Source organism: Kitasatospora sp. NBC_01539, assembly GCF_045040525.1.
Lineage (GTDB): Bacteria > Actinomycetota > Actinomycetes > Streptomycetales > Streptomycetaceae > Kitasatospora.
Genome location: NZ_CP109390.1, coordinates 6,973,455 through 6,989,924, shown reverse-complemented (window position 1 = coordinate 6,989,924; position 16,470 = coordinate 6,973,455). Strand labels below are relative to the sequence as shown.

Sequence of the window (16,470 nt, the reverse complement as noted above, 5' to 3'; positions counted from 1 at the left end):
CTGCAAGTATCAGCAAGAGATTTCACCACTGGAGGGGGACCCACCATGCGCACCGTCCGACGCCTGCGCGCCGCCGCCCTGCTCGCCCTGCTGCCCGTCCTCGCCCTGGCGCCGTCCGCCGGCGCCGCCGACGCACGGACCGTCCCGGCCACCTTCGAGGTCGAGGCACCCGCGCAGTACGGCCAGAACCTCTACCTGACCGGGTCGGTCCCCGAGCTCGGCGGCTGGGAGCCGGTGCACGCCGTCGCACTCGACTCCACCGACGCCCTGCACTGGCGGGTCACCCTGCCGCTGCCCGCGGGCACCCGGTTCACGTACAAGTACCAGCTGCGCGACCCGAACGGCGGCCTGGTGTGGAGCCCCGGCGCGGACCGCACACTCGCCACCGGGTCCGAGCGGCCGATGATCGTGCACGACACCTGGGAGCCCGTCGAGGTCGCCTTCACCGAGCAGCGCCCGACCCTCTGGGGGCAGCGGGTGTACGTCGTCGGCGACCTGCCCGCGCTCGGCGGCTGGCGGCCGGACGCCGCGCTGCCGCTCTCGGCCGACGACCACCCCGCCTGGCGCACCGTCGTGCCGCTGCCGGCCGGCACAGCGTTCGCCTACAAGTACCTGGTCGAGGACGAGCAGGGCACCGTGCTGTGGGAGAGCGGCCCGAACCGCAGCCACACCACCGGCGCGTCCGGCACGGAGCAGCTCGCCGACACCTGGCGGTGACGCCCGCCGCCCGGCGGGGTGCGGAGGGGGGCCGGGGCGGCGCAGGATCGGAGAATGAGCGGCGACGGCACGGCACAGGCGATCCGCCTCGGCACGGCGCGGGGGCGCTGGGTGCTGCTGGCGACGGTCCTCGGCTCCGGCATGGCGATGCTGGACGGCACGGTGGTCAACGTGGCGCTGCCACGGATCGGCGAGGACCTGGACGCCTCGCTGGCCGCCCTCCAGTGGACGGTCAACGCCTACCTGCTGACCCTCGCCTCGCTCATCCTGCTGGGCGGCTCGCTCGGCGACCGGTACGGGCGGCGTCGGGTCTTCGTGATCGGCGTCGCCTGGTTCGCCGTGGCCTCCGCGGTCTGCGCGGCCGCGCCGACCATCGGCGTGCTGATCGCGGCACGCGCCCTGCAGGGCGTCGGCGGGGCACTGCTGACACCGGGGTCGCTGGCGATGCTCCAGGCGGTCTTCCACCCCGACGACCGGGCCGGCGCGGTGGGTTCGTGGTCGGGGCTGGGCGGCGTCGCGGCCGCGATCGGGCCGTTCCTCGGCGGCTGGCTGGTCGACGGGCCCGGCTGGCGCTGGATCTTCCTGCTCAACGTGCCGGTGGCGGCCGTGGTGGTGGCCGTGGCGGCCCGCCACGTGCCGGAGACCCGTGACCCGGTCCGGCCGGAGGGGTTCGACGTGCCGGGCGCCGTCCTCGCGGCCCTGGCGCTGGGCGGGGTGACGTACGCGCTCACCGACGGCTCCGCCGCCCTCGCGCCCGCGGCGGCCGGGCTGGGCGTGCTGTGCGCGGTCGCGTTCGTCCTGGTGGAGCGGCGGGCGGCGGCGCCGATGCTGCCGCTGGAGCTCTTCTCCTCGCGGCTGTTCACTTCGGTCAACCTGGTGACGCTCTGCGTCTACGGCGCCTTCAGCGGGATCTTCCTGCTGCTGACCGTGCAGCTCCAGGTCGTCTCCGGGTTCAGCCCGCTGACGGCGGGCGTGGCCCTGGTGCCGATCACCGTCCTGATGCTGGCCTTCTCGGCCCGCGCCGGACGCCTCGGCCGGGCGATCGGCCCGCGGCTGCCGCTCAGCCTCGGCCCGCTGATCTGCGCGGGCGGGGTGCTGCTGATGCTGCGCATCGGCCCGGGCGCCTCGTACTGGACGGACGTGCTGCCGGCCGTGACGGTGCTGGGCGCGGGCATGGCGCTGCTGGTCGCCCCGCTGACGGCGACCGTGCTCGCCGCGGTGGACGTCCGGCGGGCCGGCATCGCCAGCGGCGTCAACAACGCCGCGGCCCGCGCGGCCGGGCTGCTCGCGGTGGCGGCCCTGCCGGCCCTGGCGGGGCTGAGCGGCGACGCGTACCGGGTGCCCGCGGAGGTCGACGACGCGTTCGGCACGGCGATGCTGATCTGCGCGGGCCTGCTGGCGGCGGGCGGCCTGCTGGCGGCGGCCACCGTCCGCGGCGACGTGCTGGCGCCCGAGCCGGCGCGGGAGGTCGCCGAGCCGAGCTGCACGTGGCGCTGCGACACGACCACCCCGCCCATGGACCCGGGCCACCGGGTCGACCACCGGCACGCCCCGGAGCCGTGAGGGACGACGGGGGCGGCGCGCCGCGAGCGCACCGCCCCCGCACTCCCGTGCCGGCCTCGGCCGGTCCTACAGGATGTCGCCCGGGGCGTACTTCGCGGCCTCGGGGTGGGCGTCGGCCACGGCCTCGACCCGGCGGACGATCTCGGCGACCTGGGCGCCCGCCGCACCGGTGAAGGAGAGGCGGTCGGCGAGGAGCGCGTCCAGCGCGGCCCGGTCGAGCGGGATGCGCGCGTCGTCGGCGAGGCGGCCGAGCAGCGCGTTCTCGCGGGCGCCCTCGCGCATGGCGAGCGCGGAGGCCACCGCGTGCTCCTTGATGACCTCGTGCGCGGTCTCGCGGCCGACCCCGGCCCGCACCGCGCCCATCAGCACCTTGGTGGTGGCGAGGAACGGCAGGTAGCGGTCGAGCTCGGCCTCGATCACGGCGGGGAAGGCGCCGAACTCGTCGAGCACGGTCAGGAAGGTCTCCAGCAGGCCGTCGAACGCGAAGAACGCGTCCGGCAGGGCCACCCGGCGGACGACCGAGCAGGAGACGTCGCCCTCGTTCCACTGGTCGCCGCCGAGCTCGGCGGTCATCGACGCGTAGCCGCGCAGGATGACGGCGAGGCCGTTGACGCGCTCGCAGGAGCGGGTGTTCATCTTGTGCGGCATCGCCGACGAGCCGACCTGGCCGGCCTTGAAGCCCTCGGTGACCAGCTCGTGCCCGGCCATCAGGCGGATGGTCTTGGCCAGGCTGGACGGCGCCGCGGAGAGCTGGACGAGGGCGGTGACGACCTCGAAGTCGAGCGAGCGCGGGTAGACCTGGCCGACGCTGGTGAGGACGTTGTCGAAGCCGAGGTGGCCGGCGACCCGCTGCTCCAGCTCGGCGAGCTTGTCGGCGTCGCCGCCCAGCAGGTCGAGCATGTCCTGGGCGGTGCCGACCGGGCCCTTGATCCCGCGCAGCGGGTAGCGGCCGATCAGCTCCTCCAGGCGGGCGAACGCCACCAGGAGCTCGTCGGCGACGGTGGCGAACCGCTTGCCGAGGGTGGTCGCCTGCGCGGCGACGTTGTGCGAGCGGCCGGCCATGACCAGGTCGCCGTACTGCGCGGAGAGGCGGGCCAGGCGGACGAGGACGGAGACGGTGCGGTCGCGCACGTGCTCCAGGGACTGCCGGATCTGCAGCTGCTCGACGTTCTCCGTGAGGTCCCGGGACGTCATGCCCTTGTGGATCTGCTCGTGGCCCGCGAGGTCGCTGAACTCCTCGATCCGGGCCTTCACGTCGTGCCGGGTGACGCGCTCACGCGCGGCGATCGACTCCAGGTCGACCTGGTCGATGACGCGCTCGTAGTCGGCGACGGCGTCGGCGGGCACCTCGATGCCGAGGTCCTGCTGGGCCTTCAGGACGGCGAGCCACAGGTGGCGCTCGAGGACCACCTTGTGCTCGGGGGACCACAGCTGGGCCAGGGTCGCCGAGGCGTACCGGGAGGCCAGGACATTGGGGATCTGGGGCTTCGCGCTCACGCTTCGCAAGCCTAACAGTCCAGGTCGGCCGGGCCGTCCCCGGCCGGGGCGCAGGCCGGACCGTCCCGCCTACCGGACGGCCGGCACCGGCAGCACCCGGCGGCAGATGTCGGCCAGGGCGGTCCGCTGCTCGGGGTCGAGCCCGGCGAAGGCGTCGCGGGTGCGCACCATGTCGGCGCGGATGCGGTCCAGCACCTCGCGTCCCTGCCCGGTGATGCCGACGATCTTCACGCGGCGGTCGCCGGCGGCCGCCTCCCGGTGCGCCAGGCCGAGCGACTCCAGCCGGTCGACGATGCCGGTGACGTTGGAGGCGTCGCAGCCGAGCCGGCCGGCCAGGGCGCGCATCGGCACCGGCTCCTGCACCGCCTTCAGCGCCTTCGCCTGGGACGGGCTGAGCCCGTGCCCGGCGGCCGCGGCCGCGAAGTCCTGGAAGTACGCGGCGCCGACGGCCGCCACCGCCTCCATGAGGTCGGCGGCAGACGGTGCGGTGGTGGTCGCTGTCGTGCCCATGGGGGCAGGGTACGCCCGGATGCTTCACCGGCTCAAGCTTCGCCCCCGGCACGGGTCGCGCGCCTTCCCCGGCTCCGGCGGGAGGTCCCGTCACGGGCCCGGCCGGCAGGGGCGGTCAGAGCACCAGCTGGCCGAAGAGGTGGCGGAGTTCGGCGTCCGGGTCGGCGGTCAGCCCGGTGTGCACGGGCCCCGGCTGCAGCACGGCGCTGCGCGGCGCGGTCAGCCAGCGGAAGCGCTGCCCGGGGCTGTCGCCGGCTGCCGGTCCGGGCCCGTCGCCGCCGCCGCAGAGCGACTCCACGCCGTGCAGCGCCCGGCGCACCCCGGCGACGTCGGCGACCGGGTCGAGCGCCAGCAGCCTGCTCTGGTCGAGGTGGGTGCGGGCGCCCAGGTAGCCGCTCTGCCGGCAGTAGAGCAGCACCCCGACGTTGACGAACTCCCCGCGCTCGACCCGGGGGACGGCCCGCAGCACCGCGTACTCGTAGTCGTCCATCAGGCGGCCACCTCCGGGAGCCAGGCGCGGGGGCCCGCCAGACGGGCCGTCAGCCGGCTGCGGTACGCCGCGCGGACCGCGTCGGCGGAGTCGAAGCCGGGCTCGTCGGTGAGCCACACCTCGGGGATCGCGTCGACGGCCGCCTCGACGGCCGCCCCGGCCAGCGGGGCGAGTTCGGCGTCGGCGGCCCTGAGGTCGGGTCCGGCGGGCAGCAGCGCGTGGCCGGCCGCGTCGTACGGGCGGGTGACCCAGGCGGCGGCGCCGGCCCAGGCGTGGTGGAAGATCAGGCTGGCGCCGTGGTCGATCAGCCGCAGCCCGCCGGCCGCGACGAGCATGTTGGGGTTGCGCCAGGAGCGGTCGACGTTGCCGATCAGCGCGTCGAACCAGAGCACCCGGCCGGCGAGCAGCGGGTCGACCTCGAAGCAGAGCGGGTCGAAGTTGAGGGCGCCGCTGACGAAGGCCATGCCGAGGTTGGCGCCGCCGCTGGCCCGCATCTGCTCCTGGATCTGCGGCTCCGGCTCGCTGCGGGCCAGCACCGGGTCGAGGTCGAGCAGGACGAGTTCCGGCACGGGCAGCCCGAGGGCGCGCCCGAGTTCGCCGGCCAGCACCTCGGCGACCAGCGCCTTGCGGCCCTGGGCCGCGCCCGCCCACTTCAGGACGTACAGGCGGCGGTCGTCCGCCTCGACCAGGCCCGGCATCGAGCCGCCTTCTCGCAGTGGCGTCACGTACCGGACCGCCGTCACCTCGGGGAGCATCCGGCCAGCCTACCGACGGCGCCGGGGCCGCCGCGCCGCGCTGCGGTGGCAGCCCCCGTTGGTCCGTGCGAGTGTGGCGGGGCAGTTGTCCTGACACGCCACGGACCGGCACGTAAGGGATGGACGATGGAGCGACCCCGAATCCTCATCGTGGGCGCCGGCTTCGCCGGCCTGGAGTGCGCACGCCGTCTGGAGCGCAAGCTCGCACCGGCGGAGGCGGAGATCTCGCTGGTCACACCGTTCAGTTACCAGCTGTACCTGCCGCTGCTGCCGCACGTCGCCGCCGGGGTGCTGACCCCGCAGTCGGTCGCGGTGTCGCTGCGCCGGACGCTGCGCCGGACGCACATCGTGCCGGGCGGGGCGATCGGCGTGGACCCCCGGTCCAAGGTGGTCGTCATCCGCAAGATCACCGACGAGGTGGTCGCCCAGAAGTACGACTACCTGGTGCTGGCACCGGGCAGCGTCACCCGGACGTTCGACATCCCCGGGCTGAAGGACTACGCGCGGGGCATGAAGACGCTCGCCGAGGCGACGTACATCCGCGACCACGTGATCGCGCAGCTCGACCTCGCCTCCACCACGCTCGACCAGCGCGAACGCGAGTCGCGGCTGCAGTTCGTCGTGGTCGGCGGCGGCTACGCGGGCACCGAGACGGCGGCCTGCCTGCAGCGCCTGACCACCGCGGCGATCCGCCGCTACCCGCGGCTCGATCCGGGCCTGATCAAGTGGCACCTGATCGACATCGCGCCGAAGCTCATGCCCGAGCTCGGCGACAAGCTCGGCACGACGGCGCTGGAGATCCTGCGGGGCCGCGGCGTCGAGGTGTCGCTGGGCGTGTCGGTGGCCGAGGTCGGCGCGGAGAACGTGAAGTTCACCGACGGCCGGGTGCTGCCCAGCCGCACCCTGATCTGGACGGCGGGCGTCACGGCCAGCCCGCTCATCGCGACGCTCGACGCGGAGACCGTCCGCGGGCGGGTCGCGGTGACCGCGGAGATGCGGGTGCCGCAGTTCGACGGCGTGTTCGCCCTGGGCGACGCGGCCGCCGTGCCGGACCTCGCCAAGGGCGACGGCGCGGTCTGCCCGCCGACCGCCCAGCACTCGGCCCGCCAGGGCCGGGCGGCCGCCGACAACGTGGTCGCCGCGATGCGCAACCAGCCGCTGGAGCCCTACTACCACAAGGACCTCGGCCTGGTGGTGGACCTCGGCGGCCGGGACGCCGTCTCCAGGCCGGTCGGTGTCGAACTCCACGGCCTGCCGGCGCAGCTGGTGGCCCGCGGCTACCACCTGATGGCCATGCGCACCAACGCCGGCAAGTTCCGGGTCGGCGCGAACTGGCTGCTCAACGCGACCGCCGGGGACGACTTCGTCCGGACCGGCTTCCTCGCCCGGCAGCCCGCCCGGCTGGAGGACTTCGAGTACACCGACGCGTACCTGACGCGGGACCAGGTGCGGGAGCACGCCCGGTCGCTGCTGGCCCGCGGCTCCGCCACCTGACGGACCGCCGGGGTCACCCGCAGGGTGGATCCCGCCGCCGTCCGGCCCCCGGCGCTACCGCCCTGACCTGGGCGGTAGCGCCGACACGCGTCTTCCGTGATTGTCGGACCACAGGGGGTCACCCCCACTACCGTCCGGCGGCATGCGATCACTCTCCCTGCCACGCCGCCGTACCGTGCTCTCCGCCGCTGCCGTGGCCACCGCCGGAGCCGCGCTCGCCCGACCCTCCGCCGCCGCCGCGGCGCCCGCCGTCGACCTGCCCGGCGACGCGGCGGCCGCCGGGGAGATCCGCGAGGAGTTCGTCCACAGCTGGGAGGGGTACAAGCGGGCCGCCTGGGGCTACGACGAGGTCCGGCCGGTCTCCGGCGGCCGCAACGACTTCTTCGCGAGCGGCCGCACCTTCGGGCTGTCGATCGTGGAGGCCCTCGACACCCTGTGGCTGATGGAGCTGGACGACGAGGTCGCCCTCTCCGCGGACTGGATCGAGGAGCACCTCGATCCGGCGCAGGACGCCGACGTCCAGGTCTTCGAGGCCGTCATCCGCCTGGTCGGCGGACTGCTCGCGGGCCACCTGTGCACCGGGCGCACCGTCCTGCTCGACCGCTGCCGCGAGCTGGCGGACCGGCTGCTGCCGGCCTTCACCCGGTCCCCCACCGGCATGCCCTACCGGTACGTCAACCTGCGCAGCGGGGCGGTCGGCGGCAACACCAGCCCGCTCGCCGAGATCGGCTCCAACATCGTCGAGTTCGGCCTGCTCTCGCAGCTGACGGGCGACCAGAAGTACTGGGACGCCGCGAAGCGGGCGATGCGGGCGGTCTTCGACCGGCGCTCCGCGCTCGGCCTGCTCGGCACGACGCTCGACGTCGAGACCGGCCGCTGGACGGACACCACCTCCTGCGCCCCCAACCCGCCGGTCGACTCGTACTACGAGTACCTGTGGGCGGGCGCCGAGCTCTTCGGCGACCGCGAACTCGGCGACTGGTACCGGCTGCTGACCGATGCCGTGCTCCGTCACCAGCTGGAGGTGCAGGGCGGCTACACCTGGTACCGGCAGGTCGACTACGCCACCGGCCGCACGACCGGCCGCACCGCCTCCGAGCTCGGCTCGTTCTACCCGGGCCTGCTCGGCAAGGGCGGCGACATGGACGCCGCCGTCGCCTACTACGACACCTGGTCGATGCTGCTCGCCAACAACCCGGTGGTGCCGGAGGCGATCGACTACGGCAGCGCGAGCGTCCGCTCGGCCCGCAACGACCTGCGGCCCGAGTACGTCAACGCCGCCTACGACCTGTGGATGCTCACCGGGGAGCGGCGCTTCAAGGAGACCGCGTACACGTACTTCGCCGGGCTGCGCGAGCACCTGCGGGTGCCCGGGGGCTACACCGTCGCAGAGGACGTCACGGCGTCGCCCCTGCGGCGCGGCGACCTGACGCCGGGGTACTGGTTCGCCGAGAACCCGAAGTACCTCTACCTGATGTTCGCGGCGGCGCCGCGCTTCGACTACCGCTCGGGCCTGCTGTCGACGGAGGGCAAGCTGATGCGCGGCGCGGTGCGCTGACGGCGGGCCGACGGCCGCCGTCCCGGGGATCCGCCGTCCGGCGGGTGCTCCCCGGGGCGGCGGCCGTCGTGCTGCGCCCCCGCAATCCCCTTGGCCGCCCGCACACGCATCCGATACCATGCTAGCGCAAAATAAATTATGCACTAGTTCAAAGGACAGCCATGTCGGAGACCGCCTACCACCGCAGCGCGCGGACCACCCCGACCCGCTACCGCGACCGGGCGAGCTGGGAGAAGGAGGCCGTGCACGCCGTCCTCGACGCCACCTGGCTCTGCCACCTCGGCTTCGTCGCCGACGGCGCCCCCGTCGTCCTGCCCACCATCTACGCCCGGGTCGGCGACCGCCTCTACCTGCACGGCTCCACCGGCAGCCGCCCGCTGCGCGCCGCCGGGGCCGACGCCGGCCTGCCCGTCTGCGTCACCGTCACCCTCGTCGACGGCCTGGTGCTCACCCGCTCCGCGTTCAACCACTCCGTCAACTACCGCTCGGTGGTCGCCCACGGCACGGCCTTCCAGGTCACCGACGAGGCCGAGCTGGCCGTCGCCCTCGACGCGCTCGTCGACCAGGCGGTGCCCGGCCGCTCGGCGGAGGTCCGCCCGGCCAACGCCAGGGAGCTCGCCGCCACCGCGGTCGTCCGGCTCGACCTCGACGAGGTCTCGCTCAAGAGCCGGGCCGACGGGGCGGACGACGACGAGGCCGACCTCGCCCTCCCCTTCTGGTCGGGTGTCGTGCCGGTGCGGACGGTCTACGGCACCCCCGAGCCCGACCCCTCCACGGACGTGCCCGTCCCCGACCACCTCACCCGGCTCGGCCGCACGGAGCAGCCGTGCTGATCCGCCCCTGGGACCGCGGCACCGAGGACGAGTGGCGGCGGTGGCTGGCCGAAGGCCGGGACTTCGGCCTGCTCGCCGCCAACGGCACCGGCGGCCGGGGCCCCGTGCTGGTGCCCACGCACTTCCTCCTCGACGCCGACCGCGGGGAGGTCCTGCTGCACCTCGCCGCCCCCAACCCGGTCTGGGCGGCCCTGCGCGCCGACCCGCACGCCACCCTCGCCGTCACCGACGACCACGCCTTCGCACCGGGACGCTGGCGCGGCCCGCCCGGCACCCCCACCAGCTACTACGCGTCCGTGCACTTCGCCTGCACCGCCGAGATCGTCGACGACCCGGCCGGCAAGGCCGCGATCCTCACCCGGCAGCTCGCCCGCTTCCAGCCGGAGGACCCGCGGACCGTCACCCCCGGCGAGGCGCCCTTCGGCCCGCTCCTGAGCGGGATCCGCGGACTGCGGCTGACGGTGCAGGAGGTCCGCGCGAAGTTCAAGTACGACGACAAGAAGCCCGCCGCCGAACAGGCCGCGATCGCCGACCGCCTCGCCGAGCGCGGCGCGGCACCCGACGCCGGAGCCCGCACCCAGCTGCTGCGCCGCAACGCGCTGCGCACCCGCGACTGACCCGGCCGCCGGACGGTCTGTCGCTCCGTCGGCCCGCCCGGAGGGCGGAGCCCCGGACGGGCTGATGGACTGTGGGACGTACCCTGTCCACCCGGCCGAGCAGGCGGGCCCGAGCCGCGAGGAGCCGCTCACCGTGACCACCTCCTCCCCCTCGCACGCCGAGGACCATCTCGGCCACGTCGTCTTCATCTCGGCGGCCGCCGCGATGGGCGGCTTCCTCTTCGGCTACGACAGCGCCGTCATCAACGGCGCCGTGACGGGCATCCAGAAGCACTTCGAGGTGGGGAACGGCGAGACCGCGTTCGTCGTCGCGATCGCGCTGCTCGGCTCGGCCGCCGGTGCCGTCGTCGCCGGCCGGCTCGCCGACCACCTCGGCCGGGTGCGGACGATGCTGCTCGCCGCCGTGCTGTTCGCGATCAGCGGCGTCGGCTCGATGTTCCCCCCGACCATCGGCGTGCTGGCCGCCTGGCGGGTCGTCGGCGGTGTCGCGATCGGCATCGCCTCGGTGATCGCGCCGACGTACATCGCCGAGGTCGCGCCGACCGCCTACCGCGGCCGCCTGGCCTCGTTCCAGCAGCTGGCGATCGTGCTCGGCATCACCATCTCCCAGCTGGCCAACTGGGGGCTCAACCAGGCGGCCGGCGGCGAGTCCACCAACCACCTCGGCGGGATCCAGGCGTGGCAGTGGATGCTCGGCGTGGAGACGATCCCCGCCCTGGTGTACGGGCTGATGGCGCTGGCCATCCCCGAGTCGCCGCGCTACCTGATCGCCGACCACCGCGAGGACCAGGCGCGCGCGGTGCTCGCGGAGGTCGAGGGTCCGGACGTCGACCTCGACGCCCGGATCGCCGAGATCCGCGCCGTCCTCCACACCTCGCACAAGCCCCGGCCGAAGGACCTCACCGGCGGCCGGTTCGGTCTGCTGCCGATCGTCTGGGTCGGCATCGGCGCCTCGGTGTTCCAGCAGTTCGTCGGCATCAACGTGATCTTCTACTACTCGTCGTTCCTCTGGCAGTCGGTCGGCATCGACGAGTCCAACTCGCTGCTGATCAGCCTCTCCACCTCGATCGTCAACGTCGTCGGCACCGTCGTCGCGATGGCCCTGGTCGACCGGATCGGCCGCAAGCCGCTGGCCCTCGCCGGCTCCGTCGGCATGGCGCTCGCACTCGGCACCGCCGCGTGGGCGTTCTCCTTCCGGCAGGGCACCGGCGACAACGCGACCCTGGACGACACCTACGCCACCGTGGCGCTGGTCGCCGCACACGTCTTCGTCTTCTGCTTCGCCTTCTCCTGGGGCGTGGTGGTGTGGGTGCTGCTCGGCGAGATGTTCCCCAACGCGATCCGGGCGCTGGCGCTGTCGGTCGCCGCCTCCGCCCAGTGGATCGCCAACTGGGCGATCACCGTGTCGTTCCCCGACCTCTCGGACTGGAACCTGTCGGCGACGTACGTGATCTACGCCTGCTTCGCCCTGCTGTCGATCCCCTTCGTCGCGCTCTGCATCAAGGAGACCAAGGGGCGCGCCCTGGAGGAGATGGGCTGACCGCCCACCACCCGATCCGCCCACCGCCCGGCCCACCACCCGTCAGGGTCGCACCGCCCGTTCCGCCCGCCGCCGGTTCCGCTCACCCGATCGGCGCGGCGCCGGAACGGGCGGCGGCGTGACGGCCCGCATACCATCGTCCCCGCGGGCCGCGAGGAGCGCGGCCGCGGCCGCCGCCGCACCGCCGGGCCCCGCAGGGGCCGGGCCCCCGGGCGACCGGGCCCCGCCCCGCAACCTCGGCTCCCGCACCTGCCCGGCGCACCCGATCCGCGCCGGCCGACCGCCGCGCGCACGCGGCCCGCCCCTCGGAGAGGCCATGGGCAGCAGCCCCCCGCAGAACGTCACCTTCCCCGGCAACGGGGCCACGGCGCACGGCTACCTCGCGCTCCCGCCGCAGGGAGCGGGCCCCGGCCTGATCGTCGTCCAGGAGTGGTGGGGCCTGACCACGCACATGGTGTCGATGGTGGACCGCTTCGCCGCGGAGGGCTTCGTCGCACTCGCCCCCGACCTGTACGGCGGCGCCACCACGCACGACCGCGAGGAGGCCGCCCGGATGCTCGCGGCGCTGCCGGCCGACCGGGCCGCCCGTGACCTGCACGGCGCGGTCGACTACCTGCTCGGCCGGCCCGAGGTCGTGGGCGACGCCGTCGGCGCCGTCGGATTCTGCATGGGCGGCGGCCTCGCCCTCGTCCTGGCCGCGCAGGAGGCCGACCGGATCGCCGCGGTGGTGCCCTTCTACGGCCTGCCGAGGATCCCCGGCTTCGCGTACGGCGGCCTCACCGCGCACGTGCTCGGACACTACGGCGAGGAGGACCGCTCGATCGACCAGCAGCGGGTCGACGAGGCGGCGATGCTCATCGGCGAGGCCACCGACGTCCAGCCGGAGATCCACTTCTACCCGGCCGGACACGCCTTCATGAACGACGAGAACCTCAACGGCACGTACGACCCGCTGCAGGCGCGGATCGCCTGGCAGCGCACCCTCAGCTTCCTCTGGGGCCACCTGGGGTGAGGCCGGCCCGCCGGGCGGCTCCGACCGGGGCGCCGGCCCTCGCCGCGTCCCCCGCACCGGCCCGGCGCCGACCGGCGGGCCGGAATCGGACACCGGGCTCCGGAAACCGGATGGACAACCGCCGCACCGGGCCCGCATAGTCTCCGGGTGACCGCCGCACCCGCCCCCGCCGCACCCGCCCCCGCCGCACCCCGCCCGCTCGCCTGGGCGGGACGCAACTTCCGGATCCAGACCGCCGCCACCGTGGTGAGCGGTCTCGGCAACGCGGCGGCGCCGATCGCCACCGCGTTCGCGGTGCTGGAGACGGGCGGCTCCACCGCCGACGTCGGTTACGTCACGGCGGCGCGCACGGTGCCGCTGGTGGTGTTCCTGCTGGTCGGCGGGGCGCTGGCCGACCGCATGCCGCGCCACCACGTGATGGTCGCGGCCAACCTCTTCAACGCCGTCTCCCAGGCCGTCCTCGCCCTGCTGGTGCTGACCGGCAGCACCTCGCTGTGGGCCCTGGTGGCGCTCTCCGCGGCGGGCGGCGCCGGGCAGGCGTTCTACGCGCCCGCCTCCGAGGGCATGATCATGTCGAGCGTCGCCGCCGAGCACGCGGACCGGGCGTTCTCCGTGTACCGGATGGCGATGAACGGCTCGCAGATCGGCGGCGCCGCCCTCGGCGGGGCGCTGACCGCGGCGATCGGCCCGGGCTGGGTGCTGCTCCTGGACGCGGGCGGCTTCGCCCTCGCCGGCGCGCTCCGCGTCCTCCTCCGCGTCGAACGGCGGACCGACGACACCGCCCGCCCCGGCATGGTGCACGAACTCCGGCTCGGCTGGCGGGAGTTCGCCTCCCGGCGGTGGCTCTGGGCGGTGGTGCTGCAGTTCTCCGTCGTCGTCGCGTGCATCAGCGCGGTCGAGACCGTGTACGGGCCCGTGGTCGCCGCCCAGCGGTTCGGCGGGGCCCGGGCCTGGGGCGCGGCCATGGCGGCGTTCGGCATCGGCATGCTCGTCTCCGGCGTGCTGACCGCCCGCCGGCAACCCCGCCGGATCCTGCTCGTCGGCAACTGGGGCGTCTTCCTCTTCGCCCTCCCCGCCCTCGCCCTCGCCCTGCGCGCGGGGCTGCCCGTGCTCGTCGCCGCCATGTTCGTCTCGGGCGCCGGCGTCACCGTCTTCGGCGTCAACTGGATGGTCGCGCTCCAGCAGGAGGTGCCGGCCGCGATGTTCTCGCGCGTCTCCGCGTACGACCACCTCGGCTCGATCGCCCTCACCCCGCTGGGCACCGCCCTGGCCGGCCCTGCCGCCGACGCCCTCGGGCTGGACGGCGCGCTGTGGACGTGCGCCGTCGGCACCCTCGCGCTCGCCGCCGCCGTCCTCGCCGTACCGGAGGTCCGCCGGCTCACCCGCGCACTGCCCACCACCGGGCCCGCACCCGGACCGGCCCCCGTCGACGAGCCCGTCACCGCCTGACGGCAACCGCCGCCCGCCGTCAGGGCGTCCCCCCGGGCACACCGACACGCCGGGGGGCGCGCATGACCGGACGACCACTGCTCTTCGTCGACGTCGACGGCGTGCTCAACCCCGCCGCCCCCTGGCCCGCCGACGGCTACGGCCGGCACCGCCTGCTCGGGCACGACGTGCTGCTCTCCCCCGTGCACGGCGACTGGCTGCGCGAACTCGCCAGCACGTACGACCTCTGCTGGGCGACCACCTGGCAGGAGTCCGCCAACGAGCACCTCGGCCCGCTCCTGGGCCTGCCCGAACTCCCGGTGGTCACCGTGAACCAGTACACCCGGCGGGCGGGCGACCCGCGGATCCGGCTCGCGGAGCTGATCTCCGGGCACAAGTGGGCGCCGCTCCTGCGCCACGCCGCCGGCCGGCCGTTCGCCTGGGTCGACGACGTGATCCCGCCGCGGCTGGTCCGCAACTCCCTGCTGCGCAGCGACCGGCTGCTGCTCCGCACCGATCCGCACCAGGGGCTGGAGCGCCACCACGTGGACCGCCTGCTGCGGCGCCCGCCCGCCCCGCGGTGGCGGCGGCGCTGACGACCGGGCCACCGGTCACCGATCGGCCTGCGCGCCCGCGGGCCGGGCGCGCCTACAGTCGGTTCATGCGGATCAGGACCATCGACGCCTTCACCGACCGGCCGTTCGCCGGCAACCCGGCCGCGGTCTGCCTCCTCGACGGGCCGGACTGGCCCGCGGACGCCCCGATGCAGCGGATCGCCGGCGAGCTCAACCTCTCCGAGACCGCCTTCGCCCTCCCGCCCGGACCGGGCGGCGACCCCGCGTGGGGCCTGCGGTGGTTCACCCCGACGGCCGAGGTCGGCCTCTGCGGCCACGCCACCCTCGCCACCGCGCACGCCCTGCACGCGGACGGCCTCCTCACCGACGGCCGGGCCCGCTTCACGACCCGCAGCGGCGTCCTCCCCGTCGCGGTCGGGGCGGACGGCGCGATCACCCTCGACCTCCCCGCCGCGCCGGCCGTCCCGGTCGCGGTGCCGCCCGGCCTCGCCGAGGCGCTCGGCGCACCGGTCGTGGCCGTGTACGACACGGGACCGCTCGGCGACCTGCTGGTGCTGCTGGCCGACGAGGAGGCCGTCCGCGGGCTCGCCCCGGACCTCGCCGCCGTCGCCCGGCTGGAGGCGCCCGGCGTCATCGTCACCGCCGGCGCCGCCCGGCGTGCCGGGGGCCCCGCCCGGGCCGAACGGGCCGGTGGCGGCCACGACTTCGTCTCGCGCTTCTTCGGTCCGGCGGTCGGCATCCCGGAGGATCCGGTCACCGGCAGCGCCCACACCGTCCTGGCGCCGTACTGGGCGCAGCGGCTCGGCCGGTCCGCGGTGACCGGACGCCAGCTCTCCGCCCGCGGCGGGGTGGTGGCGTGCGAGGTGGCGGGTGACCGGGTGCTGCTGTCCGGCCGGGCGGTCACCGTGCTGGACGGGACCCTGGTCGGGGAGGCCGCCGCGCTCGGCTGACCGCTGCCGGTCCGGCCCCGGCGGTAGGGCGGCTCAGGCCCCGGCCGTGGGGCGGCTCAGGCGGTGGGCAGCCAGCCGACGTGGCCGGCCAGGAGCGCGTAGCCGACGAAGGCGACGGTGTCGATCAGCGCGTGGGCCGCGACGAGCGGCATCACCCGGCCCCAGCGGCGGTAGAGCAGGCAGAAGACCAGGCCCATCACCATGTTGCCGACCAGGCCGCCGACCCCCTGGTAGAGGTGGTACGAGCCGCGCAGCACGGCGCTGGCGACGACCGCGGCGGGCCACGACCAGCCGAGCTGGCCGAGCCGGCGCAGCAGGTAGGCGAGGACGACCACCTCCTCCAGGATGGCGTTCTGCCAGGCCGAGCAGATCAGCACGGGGATGCGCCACCAGACCTCCGGAAGCCCGGACGGTGCCACGGTGAGGTTGAACCCGGCGGCCTGGGCGGCGAGGTAGAGCCCGAGGCCGGTGCCGCCGATCACGGCGGCGACGGCGGCGCCGCGGCCGAGGTCGCGGGCCTTGTCGCGCAGGTCGAAGCCGAGCACCCGCAGCGAGGTGCCCTCGCGGACGAGCAGGTAGCCGACCAGGACGACGGGCATGAGGCCGCGGGCGATGTAGTAGAGCTGCCAGGCGAGGTCGATCCAGGGGCGGCCGGGGGCGCGCGAGCCGTTGAGGGTGGCGACCTGCTGGCCGAGCGCCACGGGCTGCGTGAGCGAGTCGGCGAAGCTGATCAGCGCGCCGATGCCGCTCGCGCCGAGCGAGAGCCCGAGCACGATGAGGAGTTCGACGCCGAGCAGGCGGCGTGCCGGGGTGCCGGTCTCGGGCTCGGTCGAAACGGTGGTCACCTGGTCTCCCGCCCGCGGGCCGTGCTCCCGCGGCCGGCCGGCCGGGGGCCCGGCGCCGTGGAACGGCTCCGGGCCGATCATCCTTC

Annotated in this window: 16 protein-coding genes; 11 read left to right on the top strand and 5 right to left on the bottom strand. The window is 75.1% G+C overall.

Annotated features, from left to right (window positions below):
* Positions 1 to 45: 45 nt before the first annotated feature.
* Positions 46 to 717 (top strand): carbohydrate-binding module family 20 domain-containing protein, encoded by a 672-nt coding sequence (locus OG335_RS30300; RefSeq protein WP_405014315.1) that lies wholly within the window; start codon positions 46 to 48, stop codon positions 715 to 717.
* 54 nt (positions 718 to 771) lie between these two features.
* Entirely contained in the window at positions 772 to 2,280 is a 1,509-nt protein-coding gene (locus tag OG335_RS30295; RefSeq protein WP_405014314.1) for an MFS transporter, read from the top strand.
* 66 nt (positions 2,281 to 2,346) lie between these two features.
* Here OG335_RS30295 and purB read toward each other — a convergent pair whose 3' ends face one another.
* The 4 genes from purB to OG335_RS30275 form a co-directional block, all read right to left on the bottom strand.
* The gene (gene purB / locus OG335_RS30290; protein WP_405014313.1) at positions 2,347 to 3,786 is read right to left on the bottom strand and encodes an adenylosuccinate lyase; all 1,440 of its coding nucleotides are present in this window, start codon (positions 3,784 to 3,786) and stop codon (positions 2,347 to 2,349) included.
* Between the two features lie 60 nt (positions 3,787 to 3,846).
* Positions 3,847 to 4,287, bottom strand: a complete 441-nt coding sequence (locus OG335_RS30285) for a MarR family winged helix-turn-helix transcriptional regulator (RefSeq protein WP_405014312.1) — start codon at positions 4,285 to 4,287, stop codon at positions 3,847 to 3,849.
* A gap of 115 nt (positions 4,288 to 4,402) precedes the next feature.
* Positions 4,403 to 4,777, bottom strand: coding sequence for a DUF3037 domain-containing protein (locus OG335_RS30280; RefSeq protein WP_405014311.1), 375 nt, complete (start codon positions 4,775 to 4,777; stop codon positions 4,403 to 4,405).
* Entirely contained in the window at positions 4,777 to 5,532 is a 756-nt protein-coding gene (locus tag OG335_RS30275) for a HipA family kinase (RefSeq protein WP_405014310.1), read from the bottom strand. The genes OG335_RS30280 and OG335_RS30275 overlap by 1 nt, the downstream gene beginning before the upstream one ends.
* Positions 5,533 to 5,658: 126 nt before the next feature.
* Between OG335_RS30275 and OG335_RS30270 the strand changes: the two genes are divergently transcribed.
* The 9 genes from OG335_RS30270 (at position 5,659) to OG335_RS30230 (ending at position 15,539) form a co-directional block, all read left to right on the top strand.
* The gene (locus OG335_RS30270; protein WP_405014309.1) at positions 5,659 to 7,026 is read left to right on the top strand and encodes an NAD(P)/FAD-dependent oxidoreductase; all 1,368 of its coding nucleotides are present in this window, start codon (positions 5,659 to 5,661) and stop codon (positions 7,024 to 7,026) included.
* Positions 7,027 to 7,168: 142 nt separating this feature from the next.
* A complete protein-coding gene (locus OG335_RS30265) occupies positions 7,169 to 8,584 on the top strand; it encodes a glycoside hydrolase family 47 protein (protein WP_405014308.1) in 1,416 nt (471 codons plus the stop codon).
* Positions 8,585 to 8,745: 161 nt separating this feature from the next.
* Complete coding sequence (locus OG335_RS30260) at positions 8,746 to 9,417, top strand: pyridoxamine 5'-phosphate oxidase family protein (protein WP_405014307.1); 672 nt, start codon at positions 8,746 to 8,748, stop codon at positions 9,415 to 9,417.
* A complete protein-coding gene (locus OG335_RS30255) occupies positions 9,411 to 10,034 on the top strand; it encodes an FMN-binding negative transcriptional regulator (RefSeq protein ID WP_405014306.1) in 624 nt (207 codons plus the stop codon). The genes OG335_RS30260 and OG335_RS30255 overlap by 7 nt, the downstream gene beginning before the upstream one ends.
* Positions 10,035 to 10,098: 64 nt before the next feature.
* Complete coding sequence (locus tag OG335_RS30250; RefSeq protein ID WP_405014305.1) at positions 10,099 to 11,574, top strand: sugar porter family MFS transporter; 1,476 nt, start codon at positions 10,099 to 10,101, stop codon at positions 11,572 to 11,574.
* A 316-nt stretch (positions 11,575 to 11,890) separates the two neighbouring features.
* A complete protein-coding gene (locus tag OG335_RS30245) occupies positions 11,891 to 12,586 on the top strand; it encodes a dienelactone hydrolase family protein (protein ID WP_405014304.1) in 696 nt (231 codons plus the stop codon).
* Positions 12,587 to 12,733: 147 nt separating this feature from the next.
* Positions 12,734 to 14,035 carry an MFS transporter gene (locus tag OG335_RS30240; protein WP_405014303.1) on the top strand — a complete coding sequence of 434 codons (1,302 nt, stop codon included), beginning with the start codon at positions 12,734 to 12,736 and terminating at the stop codon, positions 14,033 to 14,035.
* A gap of 62 nt (positions 14,036 to 14,097) precedes the next feature.
* The gene (locus tag OG335_RS30235) at positions 14,098 to 14,610 is read left to right on the top strand and encodes an HAD domain-containing protein (protein ID WP_405014302.1); all 513 of its coding nucleotides are present in this window, start codon (positions 14,098 to 14,100) and stop codon (positions 14,608 to 14,610) included.
* A gap of 65 nt (positions 14,611 to 14,675) precedes the next feature.
* Positions 14,676 to 15,539: a PhzF family phenazine biosynthesis protein gene (locus OG335_RS30230; RefSeq protein WP_405014301.1), complete on the top strand. Its 864-nt coding sequence runs from the start codon at positions 14,676 to 14,678 to the stop codon at positions 15,537 to 15,539.
* A 56-nt stretch (positions 15,540 to 15,595) separates the two neighbouring features.
* Here the strand turns inward: OG335_RS30230 and OG335_RS30225 are convergent, their stop codons facing one another.
* Positions 15,596 to 16,384, bottom strand: a complete 789-nt coding sequence (locus OG335_RS30225; protein ID WP_405014300.1) for a CPBP family intramembrane glutamic endopeptidase — start codon at positions 16,382 to 16,384, stop codon at positions 15,596 to 15,598.
* Positions 16,385 to 16,470: the final 86 nt, after the last annotated feature.